The sequence below is a fragment of the Pseudoxanthomonas yeongjuensis genome (assembly GCF_010093345.1).
GTDB lineage: Bacteria > Pseudomonadota > Gammaproteobacteria > Xanthomonadales > Xanthomonadaceae > Pseudoxanthomonas_A > Pseudoxanthomonas_A yeongjuensis.
On record NZ_PDWT01000003.1, the window covers coordinates 290,902 to 314,458 of the forward strand.

15 protein-coding genes are annotated in these 23,557 nt (G+C 64.1%); 11 read left to right on the forward strand and 4 right to left on the reverse strand.

Features of this window, described 5'->3' with window-relative positions; translation table 11 throughout:
• Positions 1-20 precede the first annotated feature (20 nt).
• Positions 21-1,376: a pectate lyase family protein gene (locus tag CSC74_RS11020; RefSeq protein WP_162314511.1), complete on the reverse strand. Its 1,356-nt coding sequence runs from the start codon at positions 1,374-1,376 to the stop codon at positions 21-23.
• 146 nt (positions 1,377-1,522) lie between these two features.
• On the opposite strand from CSC74_RS11020, the gene CSC74_RS11025 reads away from it, so the two are divergent.
• From CSC74_RS11025 to CSC74_RS11060, 8 genes are all read left to right on the forward strand, one after another.
• Entirely contained in the window at positions 1,523-2,380 is an 858-nt protein-coding gene (locus CSC74_RS11025) for a 2-keto-4-pentenoate hydratase (RefSeq protein WP_211369621.1), read from the forward strand.
• Positions 2,377-3,372, forward strand: a complete 996-nt coding sequence (locus tag CSC74_RS11030) for a TRAP transporter substrate-binding protein (protein WP_162314512.1) — start codon at positions 2,377-2,379, stop codon at positions 3,370-3,372. Before CSC74_RS11025 ends, CSC74_RS11030 begins: the two co-directional genes overlap by 4 nt.
• 10 nt (positions 3,373-3,382) lie before the next feature.
• Positions 3,383-3,910, forward strand: coding sequence for a TRAP transporter small permease (locus CSC74_RS11035; protein ID WP_162314513.1), 528 nt, complete (start codon positions 3,383-3,385; stop codon positions 3,908-3,910).
• Between the two features lie 3 nt (positions 3,911-3,913).
• Positions 3,914-5,197 (forward strand): TRAP transporter large permease, encoded by a 1,284-nt coding sequence (locus CSC74_RS11040; protein WP_162314514.1) that lies wholly within the window; start codon positions 3,914-3,916, stop codon positions 5,195-5,197.
• Between the two features lie 104 nt (positions 5,198-5,301).
• Positions 5,302-6,357 (forward strand): LacI family DNA-binding transcriptional regulator, encoded by a 1,056-nt coding sequence (locus CSC74_RS11045; RefSeq protein ID WP_162314515.1) that lies wholly within the window; start codon positions 5,302-5,304, stop codon positions 6,355-6,357.
• A 257-nt stretch (positions 6,358-6,614) separates the two neighbouring features.
• Positions 6,615-7,463: a 5-dehydro-4-deoxy-D-glucuronate isomerase gene (gene kduI, locus CSC74_RS11050; protein WP_162314516.1), complete on the forward strand. Its 849-nt coding sequence runs from the start codon at positions 6,615-6,617 to the stop codon at positions 7,461-7,463.
• An 8-nt stretch (positions 7,464-7,471) separates the two neighbouring features.
• On the forward strand, positions 7,472-8,230 hold the full coding sequence (gene kduD / locus CSC74_RS11055; RefSeq protein ID WP_162314517.1) for a 2-dehydro-3-deoxy-D-gluconate 5-dehydrogenase KduD: 759 nt from the start codon (positions 7,472-7,474) through the stop codon (positions 8,228-8,230).
• A 121-nt stretch (positions 8,231-8,351) separates the two neighbouring features.
• Positions 8,352-9,470: a cupin domain-containing protein gene (locus CSC74_RS11060; RefSeq protein ID WP_162314518.1), complete on the forward strand. Its 1,119-nt coding sequence runs from the start codon at positions 8,352-8,354 to the stop codon at positions 9,468-9,470.
• A 235-nt stretch (positions 9,471-9,705) separates the two neighbouring features.
• On the opposite strand, the gene CSC74_RS11065 is transcribed toward CSC74_RS11060, so the two are convergent.
• The 3 genes from CSC74_RS11065 to CSC74_RS11075 all read right to left on the reverse strand — a co-directional run bounded on the left by CSC74_RS11065 (position 9,706) and on the right by CSC74_RS11075 (position 18,485).
• Positions 9,706-10,950, reverse strand: a complete 1,245-nt coding sequence (locus CSC74_RS11065; protein WP_246193164.1) for a TIGR03032 family protein — start codon at positions 10,948-10,950, stop codon at positions 9,706-9,708.
• Positions 10,951-11,016: 66 nt separating this feature from the next.
• The gene (locus CSC74_RS11070; protein ID WP_162314519.1) at positions 11,017-12,657 is read right to left on the reverse strand and encodes a M4 family metallopeptidase; all 1,641 of its coding nucleotides are present in this window, start codon (positions 12,655-12,657) and stop codon (positions 11,017-11,019) included.
• A gap of 110 nt (positions 12,658-12,767) precedes the next feature.
• On the reverse strand, positions 12,768-18,485 hold the full coding sequence (locus CSC74_RS11075; RefSeq protein ID WP_162314520.1) for an autotransporter outer membrane beta-barrel domain-containing protein: 5,718 nt from the start codon (positions 18,483-18,485) through the stop codon (positions 12,768-12,770).
• A gap of 582 nt (positions 18,486-19,067) precedes the next feature.
• Here CSC74_RS11075 and CSC74_RS11080 point away from each other — a divergent pair.
• The 3 genes from CSC74_RS11080 to CSC74_RS17740 all read left to right on the forward strand — a co-directional run bounded on the left by CSC74_RS11080 (position 19,068) and on the right by CSC74_RS17740 (position 23,325).
• On the forward strand, positions 19,068-22,067 hold the full coding sequence (locus CSC74_RS11080) for a sensor histidine kinase (RefSeq protein ID WP_162314521.1): 3,000 nt from the start codon (positions 19,068-19,070) through the stop codon (positions 22,065-22,067).
• Complete coding sequence (locus CSC74_RS11085; RefSeq protein WP_162314522.1) at positions 22,064-22,702, forward strand: response regulator; 639 nt, start codon at positions 22,064-22,066, stop codon at positions 22,700-22,702. Before CSC74_RS11080 ends, CSC74_RS11085 begins: the two co-directional genes overlap by 4 nt.
• A 347-nt stretch (positions 22,703-23,049) precedes the next feature.
• Positions 23,050-23,325 carry a cupin domain-containing protein gene (locus CSC74_RS17740; RefSeq protein ID WP_162314523.1) on the forward strand — a complete coding sequence of 92 codons (276 nt, stop codon included), beginning with the start codon at positions 23,050-23,052 and terminating at the stop codon, positions 23,323-23,325.
• Positions 23,326-23,557: the final 232 nt, after the last annotated feature.

The following is a 23,557-nucleotide window of genomic DNA, read 5'->3' on the forward strand; positions in this document are numbered from 1 at the left end:
CGCTCCGCTTCGGGGGATGCTTATTTCAACGGATCGCGATGCTTGAGCGGCTTCAGCGGCTCCATCGTGTCCAGGTTCCAGTCTTCGGGCACGAAGGCCTGGCGGGTTTCGGCATGCTTCGGGTAGCCGCGTACTTCATCCTGGCTGTCGAGGATGTGGCCGCGGCCTTCGATCGTGTTCTCGAGGATGCGGCGGTCGATGTCGTCGCGGTCCCACGGGCGGGCGCCGACAGCGGCGATCACCGCATCCTGCACCTGCGTGGCCGGAATCGGCTTGACCCCGAACGGCAGCGGCGGCGGATCCTTCATCATCCGCGGCGCGACCGCGGCGGTGGTGTAGCGGCCCAGCATCGGCAACGGATCGCCGATGCGGTCCACCGCGATGTTGTCGTGCAGGTAGAGATCGAGATCGCCGGAACCGCCGAACATGAAGAAGGCCGCCCGGGTCGGCGTGTCGGGGCCGGCGCGCATCACGTTACCGACCACCGCCATGCGGCCGTCCTGATAGGGATGCCCCGCCCATTCGGCGGCGATCAGGTTGTACATGACGCCGCGCTGGCCCGGGTTGTAGATCAGGTTGTTGACCACCCAGCCCTGGGTGCCGCCCTTGAAGAACGGGTTGCGCTCGTAGTTCTGCGCATACAGGTTGCCGACGATCAGGATGTCGCGGGCGTTGTCGTGGATCAGCGAGCCTTTCGAATGCTCGCCCTTGGCGTGGTTGGCGTGGGCCAGGCCCTCGGCGATGAGGTTGTTGCTGAAGGTGATGCGGTGCGAGGTGCCTTCGCGCCATTGCTCCGGGGTATCGCCGGCGAAGCGGGTGCCCGACGCCGACAGGTTCTCGTCGGTGGCCCAGGTCAGCGAGCAGTGGTCGACGATCACGTCGTGCGCGCCGACGGTACTGATCGCGTCGAAATCGTTGCCGCTCATCTTCGGCAGGCCTGCGTCGCCGGGACGCACGCGGAGGTGCTGGACGATCACGTCGTGGGCGAAGATGTCCAGGCCGCCGCGGATCAGGGTGATGCCCGGTTGCGGCGCGGTCTGCCCGGCGATGGTCAGGTATGGCTCGCGGATGTTCACCGTTTTCACGCCGAGGTCGATCACCCCGCCAACCTCGAATACGACGATGCGCGGTCCCTTGCTGTTGACCGCCTCGACGAACGAACCCGGGCCGTCCCCCGCCAGGGTGGTGACGCGGATGATCCTGCCGCCACGGCCGCCGGGGGTATGCGCGGCCCAGCCCTGCGCGCCGGGGAAGGCCAAAGGCGCGGTGGTTTCCGCGGCGATCGCGGCCGTGGTCAGGCCGCAAAGCAGGACGGCGCAGGTCGCGAGGATCGGTCGGCGACGCTTGGCCGCGCGCGAGGCGCTGATGGATTGCATATGGCTCCCTCCCAGGAACGGATGGTGACGCATGCCGTCCGGTTTGCGGCACTGCGTATTGTAAATGACACCGGTTTACCATATACAAGCCATCGACCCCTGCTGTCCATCGGCAGTGCAGCAAACCAGACCATTGGAGAGGCCGATTGGGCACTCGCGAAAGTGTTGAGGAAACTGTTCCCGGATCCCCGGATCTGGCGGCGATCGCCGTCGGTTTCGTGCAGGCGCGCCTGCAGGGAAGCTCCCTGGCCGGGTTTCCCGGCGACATCCCGGCGGACCTGGTTACCGCCTATCAAGTGCAGGATCTGGCCATCGCGCGCTGGCCGGACCGCCTCGTCGGCTGGAAGGTCGGCTACATCGCCGCCGAGCGCCGCGATGCTTCCGGCGACGAACGCCTGCTCGGCCCGATCTTCGCCCGCGGCTTGCTGCCCGCCTTCGACGGCGAAGTGCAGATCCCGGTCTTCGCCGGCGGTTTCGCCGCGATCGAAGCCGAGTACGTGCTGCAACTGCTGGCCGATGCGCCCACGGACAAGACCGACTGGACCCCCGAAGAAGCCGCATCGCTGCCGGCGACGCTGCATGTCGGCATTGAGATAGCCAGCAGCCCGCTGGCGACGATCAACGTGCTGGGACCGCGCGTGGTGGTTTCCGATTTCGGCAACAACAACGGCCTGGTCCTGGGCCGGGAAATTCCGGACTGGAAATCGATACCCGAGGATCAACTGACCTGCACGACCTTCATCGAAGGCCAACAGGTCGGCAGCGGTGGCGCGACCACACTGCCCGGCGGCTTGCGTGCGGCCTTCGCCTTCGCGCTTTCGCGCTCGGCGCGACGCGGTCGCCCGTTGAAAGCGGGCGAGCTGATCGCCACCGGCAACGCCACCGGCATCCACGACATCGTCGCCGGGCAACAGGGACGGATCAGCTTCGGCGGTTTCGGCGACATCCAATGCCGCGCACGGCCTGCGGCGCCTTTGCAGATGCAGGCAGAGACCGGCGCATGATCAACCGACGCCAATTCATCGGCGCGGGCATCGCCGCCGCATGCGCCACGCCGCTGGCTTCGCTGCCGGCCAATGCCAACGTCGCCGATGGCGTGCTCACCGCGACCGACGTGCATGTCAGCGACTACCCCACGGTGCAGGCGGTGCGCTGGATAGGCCAGACCCTGGAGCGCGAGACCGCCGGGCGCCTGCGCATCCGCCTCTATCATTCCGGCCAGCTCGGGCGCGAAGCCGAATCGATCGACATGGCCCGCTACGGCGCCATCGACATGACCCGGGTGTATGCGGGCGCGTTGAACAACGCCTTCCCGCTGACCCAGGCCCTGTGCCTGCCCTACGTCTTCGATTCGGTCGCGCACATGCGCCGGGCCATGGACGAAGGCGTGGGCGATGCGGTGCTGCGCGGCTTCGAAAGCCGCGAACTGGTCGGGCTGGCGATCTACGATTCGGGCGCGCGCTGCTTCTACAACGCGCGCCGGCCGATCGTCGAGCCGGCCGACCTGCACGGCATGAAGATCCGCGTGCCGGCCTCCGACATCTTCATCGAGATGCTGCGCCTGTTCGGCGCCAACCCCACGCCGCTGTCGCTGGGCGAGGTGTTCTCGGGCATGGAGACGCACATGATCGACGGCGCGGAAAACAACCTGCGCAGTTTCCATTCCAGCCGCCATTTCGAAGCGGCGAAATACTGGTCGCAGAGCGAGCATTCCTACGCCCCCGACGTGCTGCTGGTGTCGCGGCGCAGCCTGGAGGCGATGGCGCCCGGCGACCGCCGGCTGCTGATCGACACAGCGCGACAGTCGGTCAAGGTGATGCGCGAACTGTGGGACGAATCGGAGAACGCCGCGCGCAAGGCGATCCTGGCCCACGGCGTGCACTTCAACGCCGTCGACATGGCCGCGTTCCGGCGCGCTGCGCAGCCATTGCTGGACGAATACCTGCGCCATCCCGACCTCGATTCCCTCTACCGTCGCATCCGCGACCTCGCCTGAGCGCACCGCGATGTCCGCAGCCACGCCGAATCCTCCTTCCCGCAGCCTGCCGCGACGCGCCATCGGCCTGCTCTCCGCCATCGCCATCGGCATCGCCGCCGCCGCGCTGGTCGGCCTGGTCATCGTGCAGGGCTGGCAGGTGATCGCCCGCTACGTGCTCAACGATTCGCCGAGCTGGACCGAGCCGGTCACCGTGCTGCTGCTGAGCACCGCGATGAGCCTGGGCGCCGCCGCGGGCGTGCATACCCGGCGCCATTTCAGTTTCCACCTGTTCGCCGACGCGGCGGGTCCGGCGGCGCGGCGCCTGTTGCAGGTGGTGCCGGCCGCGGTGATCGCGGCGATCGGCGCGACCCTGGCCTACTGGGGCTGGATATTGCTGCTGGATGGATGGGACATACCGACTGCCGGCGCCGACATCCCGCTGAGCATCAACTACCTGCCGCTTTCGATCGGCGGCCTGCTGATGGCGGCGTTCGCGCTCGAGCAACTGTTCGACGCGCTGGCCGGCACCGACTCCGCCATCGAAGGAGCCCGCTGAGCCATGGGCATCACGATCCTGTTCTCGCTGTTCGCCGTGCTCCTGCTGATCGGCGTGCCGGTCGCCTATGCGCTGGCCGCCGCTTCGCTGGCGACCCTGTGGTATCTGGACCTGCCCGCCATCGTGCTGGTCCAGCAGATCTCGGCCGGCAGCGGTTCGGCCGCGCTGATCGCGATCCCGCTTTTCATCTTCGCCGGCGAGATCATGATGCGCGGCGGCATATCCGAGCGCCTGATCAGCCTGGCCTCGTCGCTGGTCGGGCGCCTGCGCGGCGGCCTGGGCCAGGTCAGCATCCTGTCCTCGCTGTTCTTCGGCGGCGTGTCCGGTTCGGCCATCGCCGATGTCTCGGCGATCGGCGGAACCATGATCCCGCAGATGGTCAAGCGCGGTTACGACCGCGACTTCGCCGTCAACGTCAGCATCACCGCGGCGCTGGTGGCGCTGCTGGTGCCGCCTTCGCACAACCTGATCCTGTTTTCGGCCGCGGCCGGCGGCGGCCTGTCCATCGCCGACCTGTTCGCCGCCGGCATCGTCCCGGCGTTGTTGATGACGGTGGTGCTGATGTTCACCGGCTGGGTCGTGGCGCGCCGTCGCGGCTACGGCGTGGAGCCCTTCCCCGGCCTGCGCGTGGTGATGCTGCGGACGGTGTCCGCGCTGCCCGGCCTGGGGCTGGTGGCGTTGATCTTCATCGGCATCCGCGCCGGCGTCTTCACCGCGGTGGAGAGCGCGGCGATCGCCGTGGTCTATGCGCTGCTGGTGACCAGCGCGCTGTACCGGCAACTGGGCCTGCGCGAATTCTTCGCCACGGTCACCCATGCGGCGCGGACCACCGGCGTGATCCTGTTCGTGATCGCCACCGCGGCCGCGTTCGGCTGGCTGCTGGCCTACCTGGAAGTCCCCACCGCCGCGGTGCAGGCGCTGCAGTCGATCGCCCACAACAAATACCTGGTCCTGTTGCTGATCATCGTGGTCCTGCTGCTGCTGGGCACCTTCATGGACCTGGCGCCGATGATCCTGATCTGCACGCCGATCTTCCTGCCCGTGGCCAAGGCCTACGGCATCGACCCGATCCAGTTCGGGCTGGTGCTGGTGCTGACCGGCGGCATCGGCCTGGTCACCCCGCCGGTGGGATCGGTGCTGTTCATCGGCACCGCCATCGGCAAGATCACCGTGGCCGAAAGCATGAAGAGCATCTGGCCATTCTGGCTGGCCGGGCTGGCGGTACTGCTGCTGGTCGCGTTCTTCCCCGGCCTGTCGCTGTGGCTGCCCGCGCTGCTCAGGGCCTGACGCCCGCCCTGCGCGCCGGGAACGTGGACTTTCCGCACGGCGCGCTGCGCCGGCGATACGCAAGCTAGAATCAATCCATCCACCCTCTCCAGACACTGACGTCCATGCCCGCGCGCAAGAAGCCAGAAACGCCCGTTCCGCCCTCCGCCCCGGGCAAGGCATCGACGATCAACGACATCGCGCGGCTGTCCGGGGTTTCCAAGAAGACCGTGTCGCGGATCATCAACCACTCGCCGCTGGTGCGTAAGGACACGCGCGAGAAAGTGGAAGCGCTGATGCGCCAGGTCGGTTATGCGCCGGACCCGATGGCGCGCGGCCTGGCCTTCCGCAAGTCGTTCCTGATCGGCATGGTCTACGACAACCCGACCGCGCAGTACATCGTCAACATGCAGTACGGGGCGCTGGACGCGATCCGCGATTCGGGCTTCGAGCTGGTCGTGCATCCCTGCGACAGCCGCAATCCCAACTACATCGACGGGGTGCGCCGCTTCGTCCAGCAACAGAAACTGCACGGGGTGATGCTGGTGCCGCGCGTCTCCGAGGACCAGGCCCTGGCCGACACGCTGCTGGAAATCGGCTGCCGCTACGTGCGCATCGCCCCGGTGGCGATGGACGACATGTCGCGCATGGTCGTGACCCACGACCGCGACGGCGCCGCCGAAGCGGCCGATTACCTGCACATGCTCGGCCATCGCGACATCGCCCTGATCACCGGCCCCAACAACTACCGTTCTGCGCTGGAACGCACTTCCGGTTTCGTCGAAGCGCTAGGGCGCCACGGCGTCGAGCCGCCGAAGTCGCGCATCATCGAAGCCGGCTACACCTTCGAATCCGGCGTCGCCGCCGCGGAAAAACTCCTGGCCGGCAGGCAGCGTCCCACCGCGATCTTCACCGGCAACGACGAAATGGCCGCCGGCGTGTACAAGGTCGCGCTGCGTTCGGGGATCAGCATCCCGCAGCAGTTGTCGGTGGTCGGCTTCGACGACAGCTCGCTGGCTTCGCGCCTATGGCCCTCGTTGACCAGCGTGCGCCGCCCGACCCGCGATACCGGGCGCCTGGCCGCGTCGATGCTGGTCCAGCCCGATGCCTCCGCGGTCGTTTCCTCGGCCAGCGTGCGTCCGCACCTGGTGATCCGCGATTCCTGCCAGCCGCCGGGCTGAATCGATGGCGGGAAATGCATTTCCCGAATTGCCGCGAAAGACCGCACCCCGTAGGAGCGCCCCTTGGGCGCGAGCTCTCCGTCAGGTATCGGCAACCTGGAAGAAGAGCTCGCGCCCAAGGGGCGCTCCTACGGCACCTCTGCCGCAGCGCGAAATGACACCGGTTACCGCAAAGGCTAGACTGCCTGCTTCCAGCCCCTGGCGAAGCGACTGATTCTGACTGGACTGTCCCCGCCGATTCCTGCACGGAGCCTGCCATGTACTGCAAGACCTACCACGCCACCCACCCCGACATGATGGCCGGCGCCAGCAACGACCAGTTGCGCGACCGTTACCTGGTCAGCGGCCTGTTCGTGGCCGACAGCGTGCAGCTCAACTATTCGCACAACGAACGCTTCGTGATCGGCGGCGCCGCGCCGGTGTCCGGGCCCGTGCAACTGCCGAAGCAGACCGAGCCCGCCTCGGCCGCCGGCCGTCCCTTCCTGGAACGCCGCGAACTGGGCGTGATCAATGTCGGCGCCGGCGCCGGCAAGGTCAGCGTCGATGGCACCGCCTACGCACTGGGGCCGAAGGACGGCCTGTACGTGGCGATGGGCAGTGCCGAGGTCTCGTTCGAATCCGACGATGCGGCCAATCCGGCGAAGTTCTACCTGACGTCCACGCCGGCGCATGCGCGCTTCGAGACCAGGGCCCTGGCGATCAAGGATGCGGTGGCGCTGGAACGCGGCTCGCTGGAGACCAGCAACGAACGCACCATCTACCAGTACATCGTGCCGGCCACCTGTCAGTCCTCGCAGTTGCTGCTGGGCCTGACCGTGCTCAAGACCGGCAGCGTCTGGAACACCATGCCCCCGCACCTGCACGACCGCCGCAGCGAGGTCTATTTCTACTTCGACCTGGGCGACAACGACCGCGTCTACCACTTCATGGGCGAACCCGACGCGCAACGCCACATCGTGGTCGCCGATGGCGAAGCGGTGGTGTCGCCGCCGTGGTCGATCCACATGGGCTCGGGCACCAGCAACTACTGCTTCATCTGGGCGATGGGCGGCGAGAACCTGGACTACACCGACATGAACGTCCTCGACATCTGCCAGTTGAAGTGAGCGCGGACATGGCCAATCCCTTCGATCTGAGCGGTCGCGTCGCGCTGGTCACCGGCGCCAACACCGGTCTGGGCCAGGGCATCGCGGTCGCGCTGGCGCAGGCCGGCGCCGACATCGTGGCCGTCGGCCGCAGTGCCCCGACCGACACCGACACCGCCGTGCGCGCCGCTGGCCGTCGCCTGCTGTGGGTGGAGGCGACGCTGGACAGCATCGCCCCGGTCGGCGAGATAGTGCGGCGCGCGGTCGTCGAATTCGGCGCCATCGACATCCTGGTCAACAACGCCGGCATCATCCGCCGCAACGACTCGCTCGACTTCAGCGAGGAAGACTGGGACGCGGTGATGGACGTGAACCTGAAATCGGTGTTCTTCCTGGCCCAGGCTGCGGCGCGCTGGTGGGTGGCCAACGAGCGCGGCGGCAAGATCGTCAACATCGCCTCGATGCTGTCCTTCCAGGGCGGCATCCGCGTGCCTTCCTACACCGCCAGCAAGTCCGGCGTGCTCGGCATCACCCGCCTGCTGGCCAACGAGTGGGCGAGCAAGGGCATCAACGTCAACGCGATCGCGCCCGGTTATTTCGCCACCAACAACACCGAGGCGCTGCGCAACGACGAAGCGCGCAATCAGTCGATCCTGGAACGCATCCCCGCCGGCCACTGGGGCAAGCCCTCGGACCTGGGCGGCGCGGCGGTGTTCCTGTCGTCCGCGGCCTCCGACTACGTGCACGGCGCGGTCCTGCCGGTGGATGGCGGCTGGCTGGCGCGTTAGCAACCTCCGCTTTCGTAGGAGCGACGTGAGTCGCGAATTGTTTTCCGAGAGTTCATTCGCGACTCACGTCGCTCCTACGGATACGACCTCCATCCGCAACCCTTGGAATTGGAGAATCTGCATGTCGAAGTGGCTTGTCCTGCTGACCCTTTCATTCGCGACGTGGCGGATCTCGGCCGCCGAACCCGCGCATCGCGTGTTCATCGCCGGCGATTCCACCGCCAGCGCCTACGGCCCGGAACGCGCACCACGCACCGGCTGGGGCCAGGCGCTGCCGGGCTTCCTCGACAGTAGCTGGGAAGTACGCAACCACGCGCAGAGCGGACGCAGCTCGCGCAGTTTCATCGAACAGGGCTGGCTGGACGGCATCGCCAGGGAGTTGCGCAAGGGCGACGTGTTGCTGGTCCAGTTCGGCCACAACGACGAGAAGATCGAAGACCCGACGCGCTACAACGAACCGCTGCACGATTTCCCGCAGTGGCTGCTGCGCTATGTCGCGCTGGCGCGCGAACGCGGCGCCACCCCGATCCTGGTCACGCCGGTGGCGCGGCGCGAGTTCGACAAGACCCAGCTGCTGGACACGCATGGCCTGTATGCGCAGGCGGTGCGCGACCTGGCCGCGCGCGAACGGGTCGGCCTGATCGACCTCACCGCCAGCAGCATGGACTGGCTGCGAGCGCTGGGCGATGAGCCGTCGAAAGCCTTCTACATGCACGTGCCGGAACAGGGCCAGGCCGACGATACGCATTTCCAGACCAGCGGCGCGACCGCGGTCGCCTGCCTGGTGGTGGCCGCCTGGATCAAGCTCGACCCGTCGATGAAAGCGCACGTGGTCCGCGATACCGATTGCGGCGCGCGCGCCACCGCGCTGGCCGACCTCAAGGCGCAGGCGCATCCCTCGTCGGTGATCGACGAACGCGAACTGGCGGTGCTCCAACCCGGTCCGCATGGCGGCACCGGCGAAACCACGGCCTATCCGTTCTTCGCCGATGCGCCGGACATGCCCTTCGTATTCCGCAAGCGCATGCTGCATCGTGGCGCCAGCACCGGCCTGCACCAGCACGACAAGGACGAGATCTATTACGTGCTCGCCGGCCGCGGCATCTACACCCTGGACGGCAAGACCCATGAAGTGCACGCCGGCAACGCCATGCTCACCCGCCCCGGCAGCACCCATTCGATCCGCCAGGCCGGCGACGAAGATCTGCAGCTGTTGATCATGTACGGACGCAACCCATAGCGGTGAAGTCGTCGCGATAGAGCCTTATTGATGTGGATTCCGCGACTGGCATCGCTCCTGCGCACCAGACGAGACGCACGGGGCTTGCCTGGATTGTGGTGGTGCAGCCAGAATCTAGGTAGCCAATAACGGATCCGGGAAAGCCATCAGGACATTGCGGATGAGGAACAGACCGGGTTCCGTCAAAAACTAGGGCGTGGGCTGGAGCAGTGTGCCGACCATGCCGACATACTCCTTATGCGCCAACTTCCTTCTGGGATTCGGTTTCGAAGGTGATCAGGTCGCGGATCTCCGGGGTACGCAGCCCCACCATCATCGGGTTGCGCACGTTCGGCAGGAAACACAGGTCGAAGACCTCGCTGATATCCCCATCGAAACGTATCCAGTGCTGCACATCGCCATTGGTGAGCGAGACGATCTGCACGCCGCACCAGGGCTCGACATCGCGCTTGCTCAGTGCTTCATCCAGCTGCAGGCCCTCGAAACGCTGGTTCCTGGGCTTGGACAAACCCACCGCAGCCGTATTGCCGATGATCGACAGGCCGCGAGCGAAGCCGGGCAGGAAGGTCAGCGGCACGAATGACTTTTTCTCGAAGTCCACCCAGCCCAGCTCGCCGGTGCCGGCATTGAGCACCCACAGCTTGCCGTTCGCCCAGCGCGGTGAGTGCGGCATGGACAGGCCTTCGCAGACGATCTCGTTGCTCTCGATGTCGATCACCACCCCGCCGTCCTTGCGCCGGTCGCGCCAGCCGTCCACCGCATCGGACTTGCATACGGCAGTGACGTACTTCGGCTCACCATCGACCATGGCCAGGCCGTTGAGGTGGCAGCGGTCCTCGGGGGCGAGCTTACTTATGAAGTCCGGCTTCCAGATCGCCTTGAAGCTGTGGGTCATGCTGAGCTCGGCCAGGCAGGAATACTTGGTGTTGATGAAGACCACCTTGCCGTTCTTGCGGATGCCCAGCTCATGGATGTCCAGGTCGCCGATGGTCTGGGCGTTGCGCGGCACGTAGCACTTGTCGAACTGGCCATGGATGACCTCGTTCGGGCGAAGCACGTTCTCGAAGCGCCACAGCTGGTACAGCCCGCCCAGGTACAGGCGCTGGGCGTTGCCGACAATGCCCATGGCGCGTTCGAAGATGCGTTCGAAGAAGGACACCCGTCCGGCCTTGTCGCTGCCAACCAGATAGACCCGTCCGGTCTGGTAGGAAGAGATCGCCAGGGACAGGCGATTGCCGGCCAGCCAGGCGGCCAGCCCGCGCGAACAGCTCTTCTCTACTTTGAGCTGGGTGATGTCCAGCGGCGCCTTGGGCGAAGACCCCGCAGTGCCCTCGGGCGAGGGGCCGTCGGGCGTACCGGAGGGCTCCGGCGCCGGGATCGGCGCCTCGGCGGTCACCGGCTCCAGGCCTATCTCGCCTTCGACGCTTGCCGCGGGGATCACGGCTCCCGCATCGGGGATGCTGTTTTTCCTGCTTGCCACGGAGTTCTCCACTGATGAGCGTCGCCAAACCTATTCTCACCGCATTTCGCGATGAAGAACCGTGCGTCAGTTGACCTTGACGGCCGACCAGGTCGCAGCCACTGCTTTGGACTCAATGGAATTGACCCCGTAGAGGTCGTTGGATGCGCTGATGGTGGCTGCGCGCGCGGCTGCGTAGCCGGTGTTGGAGGTGAAGTACACGGTCAGTGCGCGATACCAGATCTTCTCGGCCTTGGCGCGGGTGATGCCGGCAAGCGACGAGCCATTGCAGGTCGGCGAGGTGTGGTTCACACCGCTGAACGTCTTGGAACCGCTGCCTTCGGCGAGCAGGTAGTAAAAATGGTTGGCGACTCCAGAGGAGAAATGCACGTCCAGCTTGCCGATGTTGCTGGAGTAGCAGTTGGGCGAAAGGCCATCGAGGTCGGGCTTGAACATCCAGCGCAAGGCCTTGGTGTTGCCGGGGTTGGAGATGAAGATCTTTTCGCCGATCAGGTAATCGGGGGTATCGAGCGGGTTGTTCGCTCGGAACTCGACCATGGTGCCCAGGATGTCGGAATTGGCCTCGTTCAACGCGCCCGATTCGCCCGAATAGATCAACCTGGCCGTACGGCTGGTCACGCCGTGGGAAATCTCGTGGCCGGCGATGTCCAGAGCCACCAGTGGGCCGATATTGACGCCATCGCCATCGCCATAGGTCATGCAGAAACAGGCGTCGCTCCAGTTGGCGTTGGCATAACCCTGGCCGGCATGCACGCGATTCAAGGCGCCGACGCCGTCGTTGTTGATACCGAGGCGGCCGTGGACATCGCGGTAATAGTCCCAGGTCCTCTCCGCGCCATACAAGGCATCGACCGCCGCGGAAGCGCGATCGGTGTCGGCATTGTTGCCGAATACGTTGTCGAGGTCGTTGAAGATCTTGCCCTTGCCGACAGCCGCATTGCCCAGGTCGGTGACGTAGTTGCGGCCGCGCGACTGGTCCTTCAGGTCGAAACTGGTGCCGCAAGCCGTGGTGCCGATGGCCACGTTGCCCGAATAGAGCGTCTTGCCGGTACCCGTTGCCGGAGTATTGTCGGTGCTCAGGCAGACGGCCCCGCGTACGCGCGTGGTTTCGATGGTGCTCCAGCGATCGAGCACCTTGCCGTTGTTGGCATCGACGATGTACACGGAATCAATCGCCCCCCCGGTCTTGTCGAAGCCAACGAACGCGACCTGCCATGCCAGTTTCGGCGCATTTTCGTCACGTGCGTAGACCGCCAGCGAGGCGGTCGGCCTGCCGACGAAACCGCTGCCAAATTCAACGCCTGCACTCACGATCGCATCGGTGGCCGCGACCCGGGCGCGCGTGCTCAGGCTCAATGCCGAACGCTGCGTCTGCGACGCCGCCTTGAGCTGTCCGTTGCGCGAGTGCACCACGAAGTCGCCGCCGATCACCGGCAGACCCGCATAGGTGCGGTTGAAGCGCACGTGCTCGGTGCCGTCCCGGTCCACGGTCACATCGCGGGCGATGAAGCGGTCGTTCTGCGAGACACGCGCCGTAGAGATTCCCTTGCTTGTACCCAACAGTCCCAGGGCGCGACCTACCGCCGGACTTTTCTGCAGGGCGAGCTGCTTGCTCGCGATCGTTGCGCTGTCCAGCTCTGCGGCAACCGTGTTGCCGGTGAGCGCCATCAACACGGCCAGCGACAGGATCTTGGGATTGAACGACATGGATAAGTCCTCTTGGGAAGGTGGCTGGCGGGCGACCGAATTGCTCCGGTGATCCGCCGTCAATCGGTACAAGGACCCTGGCGCCACCTGGCGACGGGGTTTCTGCAGTCTTACCAGGCGAAGCGCACGCCCACCTGTCCGGTGACGATGCTTTCCAGCGCGCCGCCGTCCTGCCAGTTCGCGCTGCCGAACACCGACAGGCGGCCGATGTCGACGTTCAGGCCCGCCTCGACCAGCGCGTTGGTACCCTCGGCATGAGTCTCCCCGGAAAAATCCTCGTTGATGGAGAACCCGTTCTTGCCGTCGAACTCGCGCACCGCGTTGACCGACGCATACGGCGTCCATACCGCACTGCCGCTGCCGAAGCCCTTGCGGAACATCACGCCGATCCGGCCGCGCGAGGAATCGCCGCCTTCGGACTGGAAGCTGGCCAGTTGACCCGACAGCGCGTCGATGTCGTCGACCGTGATGCGGGTGTACTGCACCTGCGGCTCGATCTTCAGGCCGTTGTCCAGCGTCCAGGCGTATCCGCCTTCCAGGCTCAACGCATTGGCATTGCCGCTGGTGCGGATCTCGCCTGCCGAGGTCTTGAGCTTGGCGTCCAAACTCATGTGCCGGTACGAGGCATCCACGTAGAAACCGATGGGTGAGATCCAGGTGGCGTAGGCGCCGTAGGTATCGCCCTCGATCGTGCTCGTGCCCAGGCCGGTGCCCTGCAGGCGCTGGCGGGCATCGGACTTGCCGGCCAACAGGCCGACACTGAGCGCATCGGAGATCGCAAAATCGGCGCCCACTTCGGTGCCGGAGTTACGCTGGTCGAAGGCAAAGTTGCCGTCCTGGCCGAAATTGCTCGCCGTGTGCTGCGGACTGACCACGCCGCTGTCCTGGAACAGACGCGCCCAGAGAGCCACGCCACCCTGGCGGAACTTGTCGATCACGCCCATGCGCTGGCGCCAGGTACCGACCTGGCTGCTCAGCAGGCTCTGCGCGCCCGGGGCGATGGTGGCGGCCAGAGTGCCCGAGTCGCTCAGGCCCGATACCTTCATCCCCAGGGAGAACACGTCGAGGGTTGCGTTGGTCGTGTCGATGGCCGCTTCCAGATCGACGTTGTAGGTCAGGGTCAGGAAGTTCTGGTCCGGGTCGTAGCGCACTTCCCCCAACTGGAAGGAAGTGGCCGTGGAGTCACCCGATACATAGACCAGCGGCATGCTGGCCGTCTGCGTGGTCGGCAAGGCCATCAGGGACACGTTGATCGTGCTGGTGCTGCCTGCAGCGATATTGCCGTTGACGTAGAGCAGGTCGCTGCTGGTGTTCAGCCCGCTGACATCCAGGTTGATCGCACCGCTGCCGCCGAAGTCTCCATTGATCGTCAGGATGTCGTCGGCCGCGCCGTCGCGGAAGTCTAGGATGCCGCTGTTGGAGAACGCCAGGGTATTCTGCGCGCCCAGGTCGATCGTGTTGTCGCCCGACACCCGGATCAGGCCATTGCTGGTAAAGGCGTTGTCGAAGGTCGCCGAATCGCCCAGGGTGATGGCGGCGTTGTCCAGGAAGATTGTGCCCGCATTGGTGATCGTATCGGTGCCGGATCCGAAATCCGACGAACCGATCGCATGCCACACGCCGCCCAGGCCGTTATCCAGAGTGTCGTTGCCGCCATTGGTGACCAGCGCGCCGTTCAAGGTGCCGGTGTTCTGGATGAGGTCGGTCGAGTCGCCGGTGCGCACGGCGATACCTCTTCCCGCTGCGGAGAACGCATTGATCGTGCCGCTGTTGATCAGGGTGGTGGAAGTCAGGCTGTCGAGCTGTACGCCCACCGCCAGGTCGGCATCGGTGGCGTTGATCGTGCCGCTGTTGCTGAAGTCCGCGGCGCCCGTGGTCGAGGCAATGTGCGCGCCGTAAGTGCTGCCGTCCGCACCGATGAACTCGGCCTGCAGGATACCGGCATTGCTGGCAGTGATGGACCCGCCGCTGAGCGACAGGCCGGTCGCAGTGCCGTCCGCACCTGTGGCTGTCGCGGTGATCACACTGTCTGGGCCTAGATCGATGGTGATCTCGGCGGCCGAGGCAAACAGACCAATGGCGGTAGCCGTGCCGGTCGTGGTGGCTTCGGCGTTGAGTCGACCGGTGTTGCTTACATCAGCGAACCCTTGCGTCGAACCGTTGGCCGCGGAGATACCGGTGGCAGTTGCCGTACCCGTTGCGCCTTCGCCGGTGACGGCGATCGCCGAGACCAGGCCTGTATTGTCGATGGTGATGCCGTGACCGGCGCTGGCCAGCAGGGAACCGTAAGTACCGACCGAAACCAAGGCGGAAATGCCGGTAGCAATGATGACGCTCTCGCCGATGTCGGCCTGCGAATGGGCGCGGATCGAACCGGTGGCGGCATTGGCCACCGTGAGGTCGCCTAGGTCGAAGTCGCGCTCGGTACCGGTTCCAACCTTGCTCAGCACGGAGATGCCGCTGGCGCGGGTGACGCCGGCATCGGCGTTGTAATCGGATAACGCGCTTGCATTGATGGAACCTGCATTGATCACGTCCACATCGCCATAAGTGGCGCGTGCGTGGACGCCTGCCGTGTAGGCACCCGAGTAGTAAAGGAATGTAAAGGGGGACACCGCGTCGTTCGAGGTGACCGACGTTTCGATGGAGCCGGTGTTGCTGATGCCGATATCGCCGAACGAAGTGCCGTACCCGTTCTTCACGAAAACGCCCAGGGCAGAACCGGCCGTTGGACCTGTTGCCGCCAACTCGGCCAGGATCGAACCGGCGTTGCTCACGTCGATGTCGTTGCCGTATGTGAACACCTTGACGCCATGGGCATGGGCGCCGCGGAAGCCGGGGTTGCTGTCGCCGATGTCGGCGATGGCGCTGATCGAGCCCGTGTTGTCGACCGTTACGACACCGCCATCCCCGAACGCATACCTCCGGGCGAAAACGCCGATGGCCCCATACGCATAACCATAAGGATTCGCCGGACTGATGGCGGTGGCATCGATGTCGCCGGAATTGGTGATATGGATGTCGCCAACGCTGCTGGCCTGCCCCACGCGCATGCCCCGCGCATCGGTACCGGTGACCGTAATATTGCCGGTATTGTCGACAATCGTGTCGCCATCGTATTTCCACAGCATGGTGTCGACACCCCATGCATTACCCACGGCTGCCAGGGTGATATCGCCGACATTGCTTACGGTGACGTTGCCCGTCCCCAGCAAGCCGGCATCCGCATGAACGCCAAACGCGGTAAACGCACCGTCGATGATGATATCGCCGGTGTTGACGACGCTGGCGTCGCCCGCCGCATATAGAGAAAGTGCCGACGCGTCGAGGCCGGTGGCGACATCGGCGGCAGACAAGGCGCTCGACAATATGGTGATACCGCTGCTATTGACGAGGGAGATGTCACCTGTAACGGAAACCCCCTCGATACCGTAGGAAGAATTCGAGCCGGAGCCGGTGATGGCGATGCTGCCGGAATTGGTCACCAACACCTCGCCGACTGTGTCGGCGTGTATTCCCTTACCGACACCTGCGGCATCGATGGAGATGCTGCCCGAGTTGGTGATCGTGACGTCTTCGCCGTGGAAGAGAAAAGCGTCGATGCCTATCGCATTTCCCAGGAAAGCATAGCCAGCGGGATCGGTGATTTCGCCGGTGGTGGTCACCGAGATACTGCCGGCGTTGTCGATCAGCGCGGCATTGGTGTAAGGGTCGCGACCGAAGGAGTCAACAAAAGTGCTGATACCGGTAGCGGTTCGGCTGCCGGTCACGTTGATCGTACCAGCCTCGCCATTGCTCACTGACACCAGGCCGTCGTCCGCACGCACCTCGATGCCCAGGGCCTGCCAGCCGCCGTCGACGGTGATGCTGCCCGAGTTGGTGACTGTCGACAGATCTTCGCTGCCCGCGTAGATCCCAGTTGCATAGTCAAGATCGGTAGTGAATTGCACTACGCCCATCGGCGTGGTCGCGACGTCGATATCGCCGGAGTTGTCGACCGTAGTCGAACCGTTCTGCGATAGCGCCATCACTCCGTACGCGGTTCCGGAAAGTCCGGCTGTTGCCGAGACGGTACCGGAGGTCACGACGAATGAATCGCCATCGTTGGCATACGCACTGATGCCCTGGGCAAAACCGTGGTCTCCGCCGGCGGCCGCATCGACACTGCCGCTGCTGAGGACGTAGGAGCTGGAGATGCTGGCATCGGTCTGGACGCCGATGCCCGTGGCCGCGCCCTGGCTCGATGCCGCCGACACCGACCCTGAGTTGTAGACCACGGCGAACGGCAGGTCTGCCGTCAGTTGGATACCGCTGGCGTCGCCGATATTGCTCGTTGCAGAAATGCTGCCCGAGTTGTCCACGACGGCGTTCTCGTAGGCATAGGGGCCACCCAGCACCTCGGCAATCACGCCGGCCGCGTTGCCGTACTCGGCGCTGGCGGTGATTGTGCCGGAGTTGCCCACATGGGTGCCGAAAAGCGACGCGGCGATGATGCCGGTCGCATTGTTGGCTCCGTCCACCGAAATCGCCCCGGTGTTGTCCACCGCCACCAACAGCGCGGTGGACGCATCCACGCCCACTGCGTCTCCAAACAGCGACGTCGCGTGTATGCCGCCGTCGCTGCTTATGTTGCTGGAGTAATAGTCCTGCGCCAGGATGCCACTCGCCGTGCCGTTAGCGGCGCTGGCGGTAACGGCGCCGGAATTGTCGATATCGCCTCGATAGCCAGCAGAGAGGATAGCCGCCGCCGCGTTGCTTCCGTCGGCGGAAATATCACCCGAATTGACGATACTTATGCTGTCCCAATCCGACGCGGCCGATATGCCGAAGGCGTCGCCGGCAATGGCCGTGACCGCAATCGTGCCGGAGCTGTCGATGGCCGTGGTGCCGGTGGCGTAGGTACTTATGCCTACCGCTAGGCCATAACCGGTGGCGGTGATCGTGCCGGCATTGTCTATCGCCGCCGAAGTGCTGCCGGCATAAGCCGATATGCCGATGGCCTGCGAATTGGTCGATGAGACATCGATGCTGCCGGTGTTGCTGGCGTCGGCGATGCCGCCGCCCAGCGCGTCGGCGAAAGCTTCCACGAATACCCCGGTGGCGGTGCCGTTCACTGACGTGCCGACAATCGCACCATCGTTATTGACTACGGATCCGTAAAAGCCGAACGCACTGACCGCCAGTGCATTCCCGTCGCTGGCGTTAGCGGCGATAGTGCCCGTGGCCAGGTTGTCGATGGTGGTAACTCCCTCGACCGAATAGGCGGCGACCGTTGTAACGTCGTAACTGCCAGCGCCGTTGGCCGCCAGGTCGCTCGCATTGGCGATGGTCACATCGCCATATGCATCGATGTCGACCGCATTGGCGCCATCCAGGGTAACGCTAGTGTCGACGCTGCCGAGGTTCTCGAATGTAGCGCCCGCACCAGGAGTCGATCCATAGACATGCACGCCATCGCCACCGTCGGTAGTGATGTCGGCGTTGCTCACGATGCCGATGCTGCCGCTCCATGTCGCATCCACGCCGATCTCGCCCATCGCCGTGGTCACGCTCGTCGGCGCCGCATCGCCCAACACCAGTGTCATGTCGATGGGCGGTACGAACAGGGTACCCGGGAGCGTCTCGGTGATATCTCCGTTGCAGGAAACTGTAGTGGCGTCCGTCGAAAGGCATGTGCCCGCATAGGCGACGCCATTGCCGGCCAGCGCCAGTGCCCAAAAGGTGGCCGAGCCTGCGAGCACGGCACGGACGGCGCGGGTAGTTGGCGCCAGCTTGTAAATTCGTGCTCCGCGCGCTTTGCGCAGCCGGCCGTTGGTGTTGCCTCTCATTGACGGATCCTTGGTTGTACAACCGATGATGGCGGGTGTCGGCTAGCGCCATCAGGCCTGGCCACGTGTACTCAGGTGCTTCGGATGTTTCTAAGCGCTGCGACAAGTCCAGGCCGGCAGGTTCGCGCCGGATTTCGTTGGTAGGAGTGGATGGCAATGGCCATGCGCGAAAGATCTGCCGCACCAGGACGGCCGTAGTTCGCTTCCTTGCGTTAATACATGCGACTGACAGGCCATATCGCACGTCGCTCTTTGTCCTGGATGCGTCGCGGTCCGATCATGCACCGCTTACATATGCACAGAACACCCTCGCACGGATAGTAGAAGACCTACCCGAAGTGGTGGCTTTGCAGCGGCATCTCGCCGGTACGTGAAAGTGAACAGGGAAATCCTGCAACGATATGACGCTTCTGGCGACCAGACGGAAATTACGCGAGGAAAGAAATATGCGGATGCATTCGCGGCGCCTGTCGCATTCGATGCGAATCCAATCCCACATTGCATCGCAGTCCCGGCGTACCATGTGGATGAGATTTCATTGCGCATGGCGCAAGGCCATTGATGTGCCGGCGAACAACTTGGATGGCCCAGCTCACGTTCGGCCTGCTGTGCATTGTGGCGCCCTTGCCGGCGGCGCTCGCGCTGGATCCGGAAAAAGCGCTTACCCAGTATGTGCACACTGTGTGGAGAATGGAGGATGGTTTGCCGCAAAGCGCGGTGACCAAGATCCTCGAGACCTCGGATGGATACTTGTGGGTAGGCACACAAGGCGGCCTTGCCCGTTTCGATGGCGTGCGATTCACCGTATTCGACCACACCAACACTCCCGCACTGCATGATGATTTCGTTTCGGATCTGGCCGAGGACAGCCATGGCACGCTATGGATCGCCACTGCCAACGGTGGCGTCACGTCTTTCCGCAACGATGTCTTTTCCCATCTGGACAGCGTTGGTCCGAGGGCCGGCATAAGCGTTGCGGCAACCCCCGATGGCAGCGTGTGGGTGGGCGGCCATGGCGGCCTGGTGCATGTCCGCGACGGGAGCGTGGTGCGGATATACACCGCCTCCGATGGGCTCTGGACCGATCTCATCCGGCGCCTGGCGACCGCCGCGGACGGTTCGGTCTGGATCGCGACTTCCGGTGGTCTGAACCGCATGGCGCAAGGCAGAATCTTGCCTTATCCAAGTCAGGGCGATGCGGCTGGCAAAGACGTGTCCGACCTGTTCCTCGATCTCGACGACAACCTGTGGGCTCGCACGCGCGACACCCGCATCACGCGACGTTCGCGCGAAGGCATCCAGCCCTGGAACATCGACGGGTTCCCCTTCGGCACCGTCAGCGACACCCTCATGGATCGCGACCGAAACCTCTGGTTCGCCAGCGCGGGCGAAGGCCTGTTGCGGGTCAAGGGACAGCAGGTCGACCGTTTCACCGCCAAGCAAGGACTCAGCAGCGATCAGGTGAACACACTTTATGAGGACCGCACCGGAAACCTGTGGGTAGGCACCATGGGTGGAGGACTGGACCGTTTCCAAGATGGCGCATTCACCACATACGCCACGGAGGAAGGACTGGCCGCCGACCCAGTCCAGTCGGTTCTCCAGGATTCCAAGGGCGATGTGTGGGTAGCCACGGGCGCCGGGCTCAGCCGCATACGTGATCACAAAGTGCGTACCTTCACCATCGTCGACGGATTGCCTTCGAACGAGATGATCTCGCTACTCGAAGACCGCGCGCAGAACCTTTGGGTGGGAACCGGAGACGGACTGGTCCGGATCAGGGACGAGCGCGTAACGGAAACCGTCGCCGGACCACAAGGCATGCCTCATTACCAGATCACCGGAATATACGAAGACGATCATCGCCGGCTCTGGCTCTCCACCAGGGGCGGAGGGATCGTGCGTTATGCCGCCGGAAAAGTCCGCTCTTACGCCAAGGCTGATGGATTGCTGGACGACTTCGTGTTCGCTCTGATCGGAGGCCCGCGCGGCACCATCTGGGCCGGCACCCGCTATGGCCTGGACACCATCCAAGACGATCGCATCAGCAGCGACGCCACCAAGAGCGACCTCAGCGACGTGCTCATTCTGTCGCTGTATTACGACGCCGGGAAGACCCTGTGGATAGGCACGAACGGTCATGGCCTGTTTCGACGCAAGAATGGCTTGCTCGAACGATTCACTACCCATCAGGGGCTGATTGACGATACCATCAACAACATCATGGAGGACGCCACGGGTAACCTCTGGATCGGTTCCAACAAAGGCGTTCTGCGCATCCTCCGTTCGGATCTGGAGGCGGTTTCCGCCGGCAAGAAACGGCAACTGAATCCGCTTGTGTTCGGCAAAGCGGACGGCATGAAAAGCAGCGAGACCACTGCCGGTTCGCAACCGGCCGGATGGAAGGGGCGCGACGGCAGACTCTGGTTCCCCACGATCCGCGGCGTATCGGTGATCGATCCCACTCGCCTTTCCTTGGGCACGCTGAAACCACAGGCCCGCATAGAGCAGGTGCTCGCCGACGAAATCCCAGTCACCCTGGGCGTGGCGGTGAAGCTGCTGCCGGGAACGGGTCGACTCGAGATCCATTTCACCGCACCGAATCTTTCCGCTCCTGAGCGAACCCGGTTCCGTTACAAACTCGATGGCCTGGACGCACAATGGATCACGGGCAACATGGAACGCATGGCGCAGTACACCAATCTTTCGCCCGGCCATTACACCTTCCATGTCGGTGCGAGCGGAGCGGATGGAAGCTGGAACGAACAGGAAGACATTCTTCACTTCTACATCAGTCCCCGGTTCTATCAGACCTGGTGGTTCCGGTTGTTGAGCGGCCTGCTCGTATTCGTTCTTGCATGGCTGACCTACCGGATGCGCGTCAACTGGCTTTATGCGAAAGCGGGAATCCTGGAAGAGCGCCAGCGCATAGCAGGCGAGATCCACGACAGCCTGGCCCAGGGCTTGAGCGGCATCGTTTTCCAGACCGAGGCCGCCTTGATCAGCATGACGCGCGCGCCCCACATGACTTCGACGCATCTGACCTCGGCCCGGGACCTCGCCAAGACCAGTCTGGACGATGCGCGGTATTCGGTATGGAACCTGAGTCCGCCGAACCTGGCCTACAAAAGCCTGATGGAATCGATCTCGGCCATGGCCCATCAACTCACCGCCGGCCGCGTCGATAAACTGGATATCCGTACCTCCGGGACGCTTTGGACATTGCGTTCGGAGGCTCGACACCATGTGGTTCTGATCACTCAGGAAGCGATATCCAATGCCATCCAGCACGGTAACGCGCGAACGATCTCCATCGACGTGACTTACGCGACCGATGCGTTGCATCTGGTCGTTTCCGACGACGGCAGCGGTTTCTCCCAAGGCTCCAATACGCCGCAGCCCGCACGGGGCTATGGAATGAACAACATCCGCCGACGCGCTGATCGTCTGGGTGCACGGCTTGAAGTAAGCAGCGAAATCGGCCAGGGCTCCCGGGTTTCGCTACGTGTCCCCCGGCCCAATTTGATGGAGCGGTTGTGGCGCTATTTACGTGGAAACGGCACTGAAAGGATAGAGGGATGAGCGAGCAGCAAAAAATCCGGGTCCTGATAGTGGACGACCATCCTGTCGTACGCGCGGGTATCGGCGCCATCGTCGGCTACCAAGAAGACTTCGAACTGGTCGGAGCGGCGGCTAACGCGGCCGAGGCGATCGGACTGTTCGAATCGCGTGTACCGGATGTGACGCTGGTGGATCTGTCGCTGCCGGACCTGGGAGGCATCGAACTCATCTCGCTGCTTCGCGCCAAATCGCCGCGCGCGCGATTCCTGGTGCTGACCGCCAACGCGGGCGGCAGCGAGATAGAGAAAGCGCTGCAGGCCGGCGCTCAGGCCTACCTGTTCAAGAACGCGCCTTCCGAAGAACTGATGGGCGCCATTCGCACAGTCCACCATGGCGGAAGGTACCTATCGCCCGCTGTAGGCCTAAAGGCCGAGGAAGCAGCGACGCAGCCCGAGCTTACGGCCCGGGAACTGGAAGTGCTGCACTGGATCGTGCGTGGTCACAGCAACCAGCAGATCGGTCTGGAGATCGGCGTGTCCGAAGACACCGTCAAGTTCCACGTCAAGAACATTCTCGGCAAACTGGGGGTAGGTTCGAGAAGCAAGGCAGTCGCGCTTAGTCTCAAGTCCGGCCTGATGCAGTCGAACGACATCTAGAACATCCAATCGCTTTGCAATCGCCGCTGACGGCCACAAGTGAGCGCCGAAAAAGACTCTCTTGGAGAGAATCCTCGTTCCAATCATCGAATCCATTCGACCGCATTGCTGCGCTAGAGTCTCATGCTAATGCCCAGGAAGAACGGTGTCAGAGTTCCTTTCTGACCACGCAAAGAATCACCAAGCTATCATCAGCAGAATGGCACTTCGACTACGACATAAGTGTCTTTGAAACCGTTTCTCCAGTTAAGTCGCAACGACTGGAAAATCGAAGACCCGAAGCGCTACAACGAACCGTTGCACGATTTCCCGCAATGGTTGATGCGTTATGTCGCGCTGGCGCGCGAATGCGGTGCCACCCCCCGATCCTGGCCAGGCCGGTGGCGCCGCGCGAGTTCGACAAGATCCAGTTTCTGGACACGCACGGCTTGTACTTGTATGCACAGGCGGTGCGCGGACTGGCCGCTCCCACCACGCTGGCCATCCACACTGTACAGGCGCATCCCTCGTCGGTGATTGACGAGCGCGAACTGGCGGTGCTCCAGCCGGGCAGCACCCATTCGATCCGCCAGGCCGGCGACGAAGACCTGCAGCTGCTGATCATGTACAAGCGCGATCCTTAGGGAGCGGCGTGAGCCGCGAATAGAGCCTGACAGCGCCTGATGCATCGAGGCTCGCAGGATCGCCTTCGCGGCTTGCGCCGCTCCTACAGAGGCGTGGCATCGCGTCTCGCGGGAGCGGCGGGAGCCGCGAACGGAATCCCGACGACCCCGGATGCATCGAGGTTTCCGCAGAGCAGCCTCCGATCGGGGCGCCGGCAACCCATCGACAAATGCGGTCGGCCGGATCCATGCC

Coding starts and splice junctions, on each gene's coding strand:
- CSC74_RS11075 (WP_162314520.1), bottom strand. CDS start 18,485: ATGAGAGGCAACACCAACGGCCGGCTGCGCAAAGCGCGCGGAGCACGA.
- kduD (WP_162314517.1), top strand. CDS start 7,472: ATGGCCAATCCCTTCGATCTGAGCGGTCGCGTCGCGCTGGTCACCGGC.
- CSC74_RS11080 (WP_162314521.1), top strand. CDS start 19,068: ATGGCCCAGCTCACGTTCGGCCTGCTGTGCATTGTGGCGCCCTTGCCG.
- CSC74_RS11085 (WP_162314522.1), top strand. CDS start 22,064: ATGAGCGAGCAGCAAAAAATCCGGGTCCTGATAGTGGACGACCATCCT.
- CSC74_RS17740 (WP_162314523.1), top strand. CDS start 23,050: ATGCGGTGCCACCCCCCGATCCTGGCCAGGCCGGTGGCGCCGCGCGAG.
- CSC74_RS11020 (WP_162314511.1), bottom strand. CDS start 1,376: ATGCAATCCATCAGCGCCTCGCGCGCGGCCAAGCGTCGCCGACCGATC.
- CSC74_RS11060 (WP_162314518.1), top strand. CDS start 8,352: ATGTCGAAGTGGCTTGTCCTGCTGACCCTTTCATTCGCGACGTGGCGG.
- CSC74_RS11045 (WP_162314515.1), top strand. CDS start 5,302: ATGCCCGCGCGCAAGAAGCCAGAAACGCCCGTTCCGCCCTCCGCCCCG.
- CSC74_RS11030 (WP_162314512.1), top strand. CDS start 2,377: ATGATCAACCGACGCCAATTCATCGGCGCGGGCATCGCCGCCGCATGC.
- CSC74_RS11070 (WP_162314519.1), bottom strand. CDS start 12,657: ATGTCGTTCAATCCCAAGATCCTGTCGCTGGCCGTGTTGATGGCGCTC.
- CSC74_RS11040 (WP_162314514.1), top strand. CDS start 3,914: ATGGGCATCACGATCCTGTTCTCGCTGTTCGCCGTGCTCCTGCTGATC.
- kduI (WP_162314516.1), top strand. CDS start 6,615: ATGTACTGCAAGACCTACCACGCCACCCACCCCGACATGATGGCCGGC.
- CSC74_RS11035 (WP_162314513.1), top strand. CDS start 3,383: ATGTCCGCAGCCACGCCGAATCCTCCTTCCCGCAGCCTGCCGCGACGC.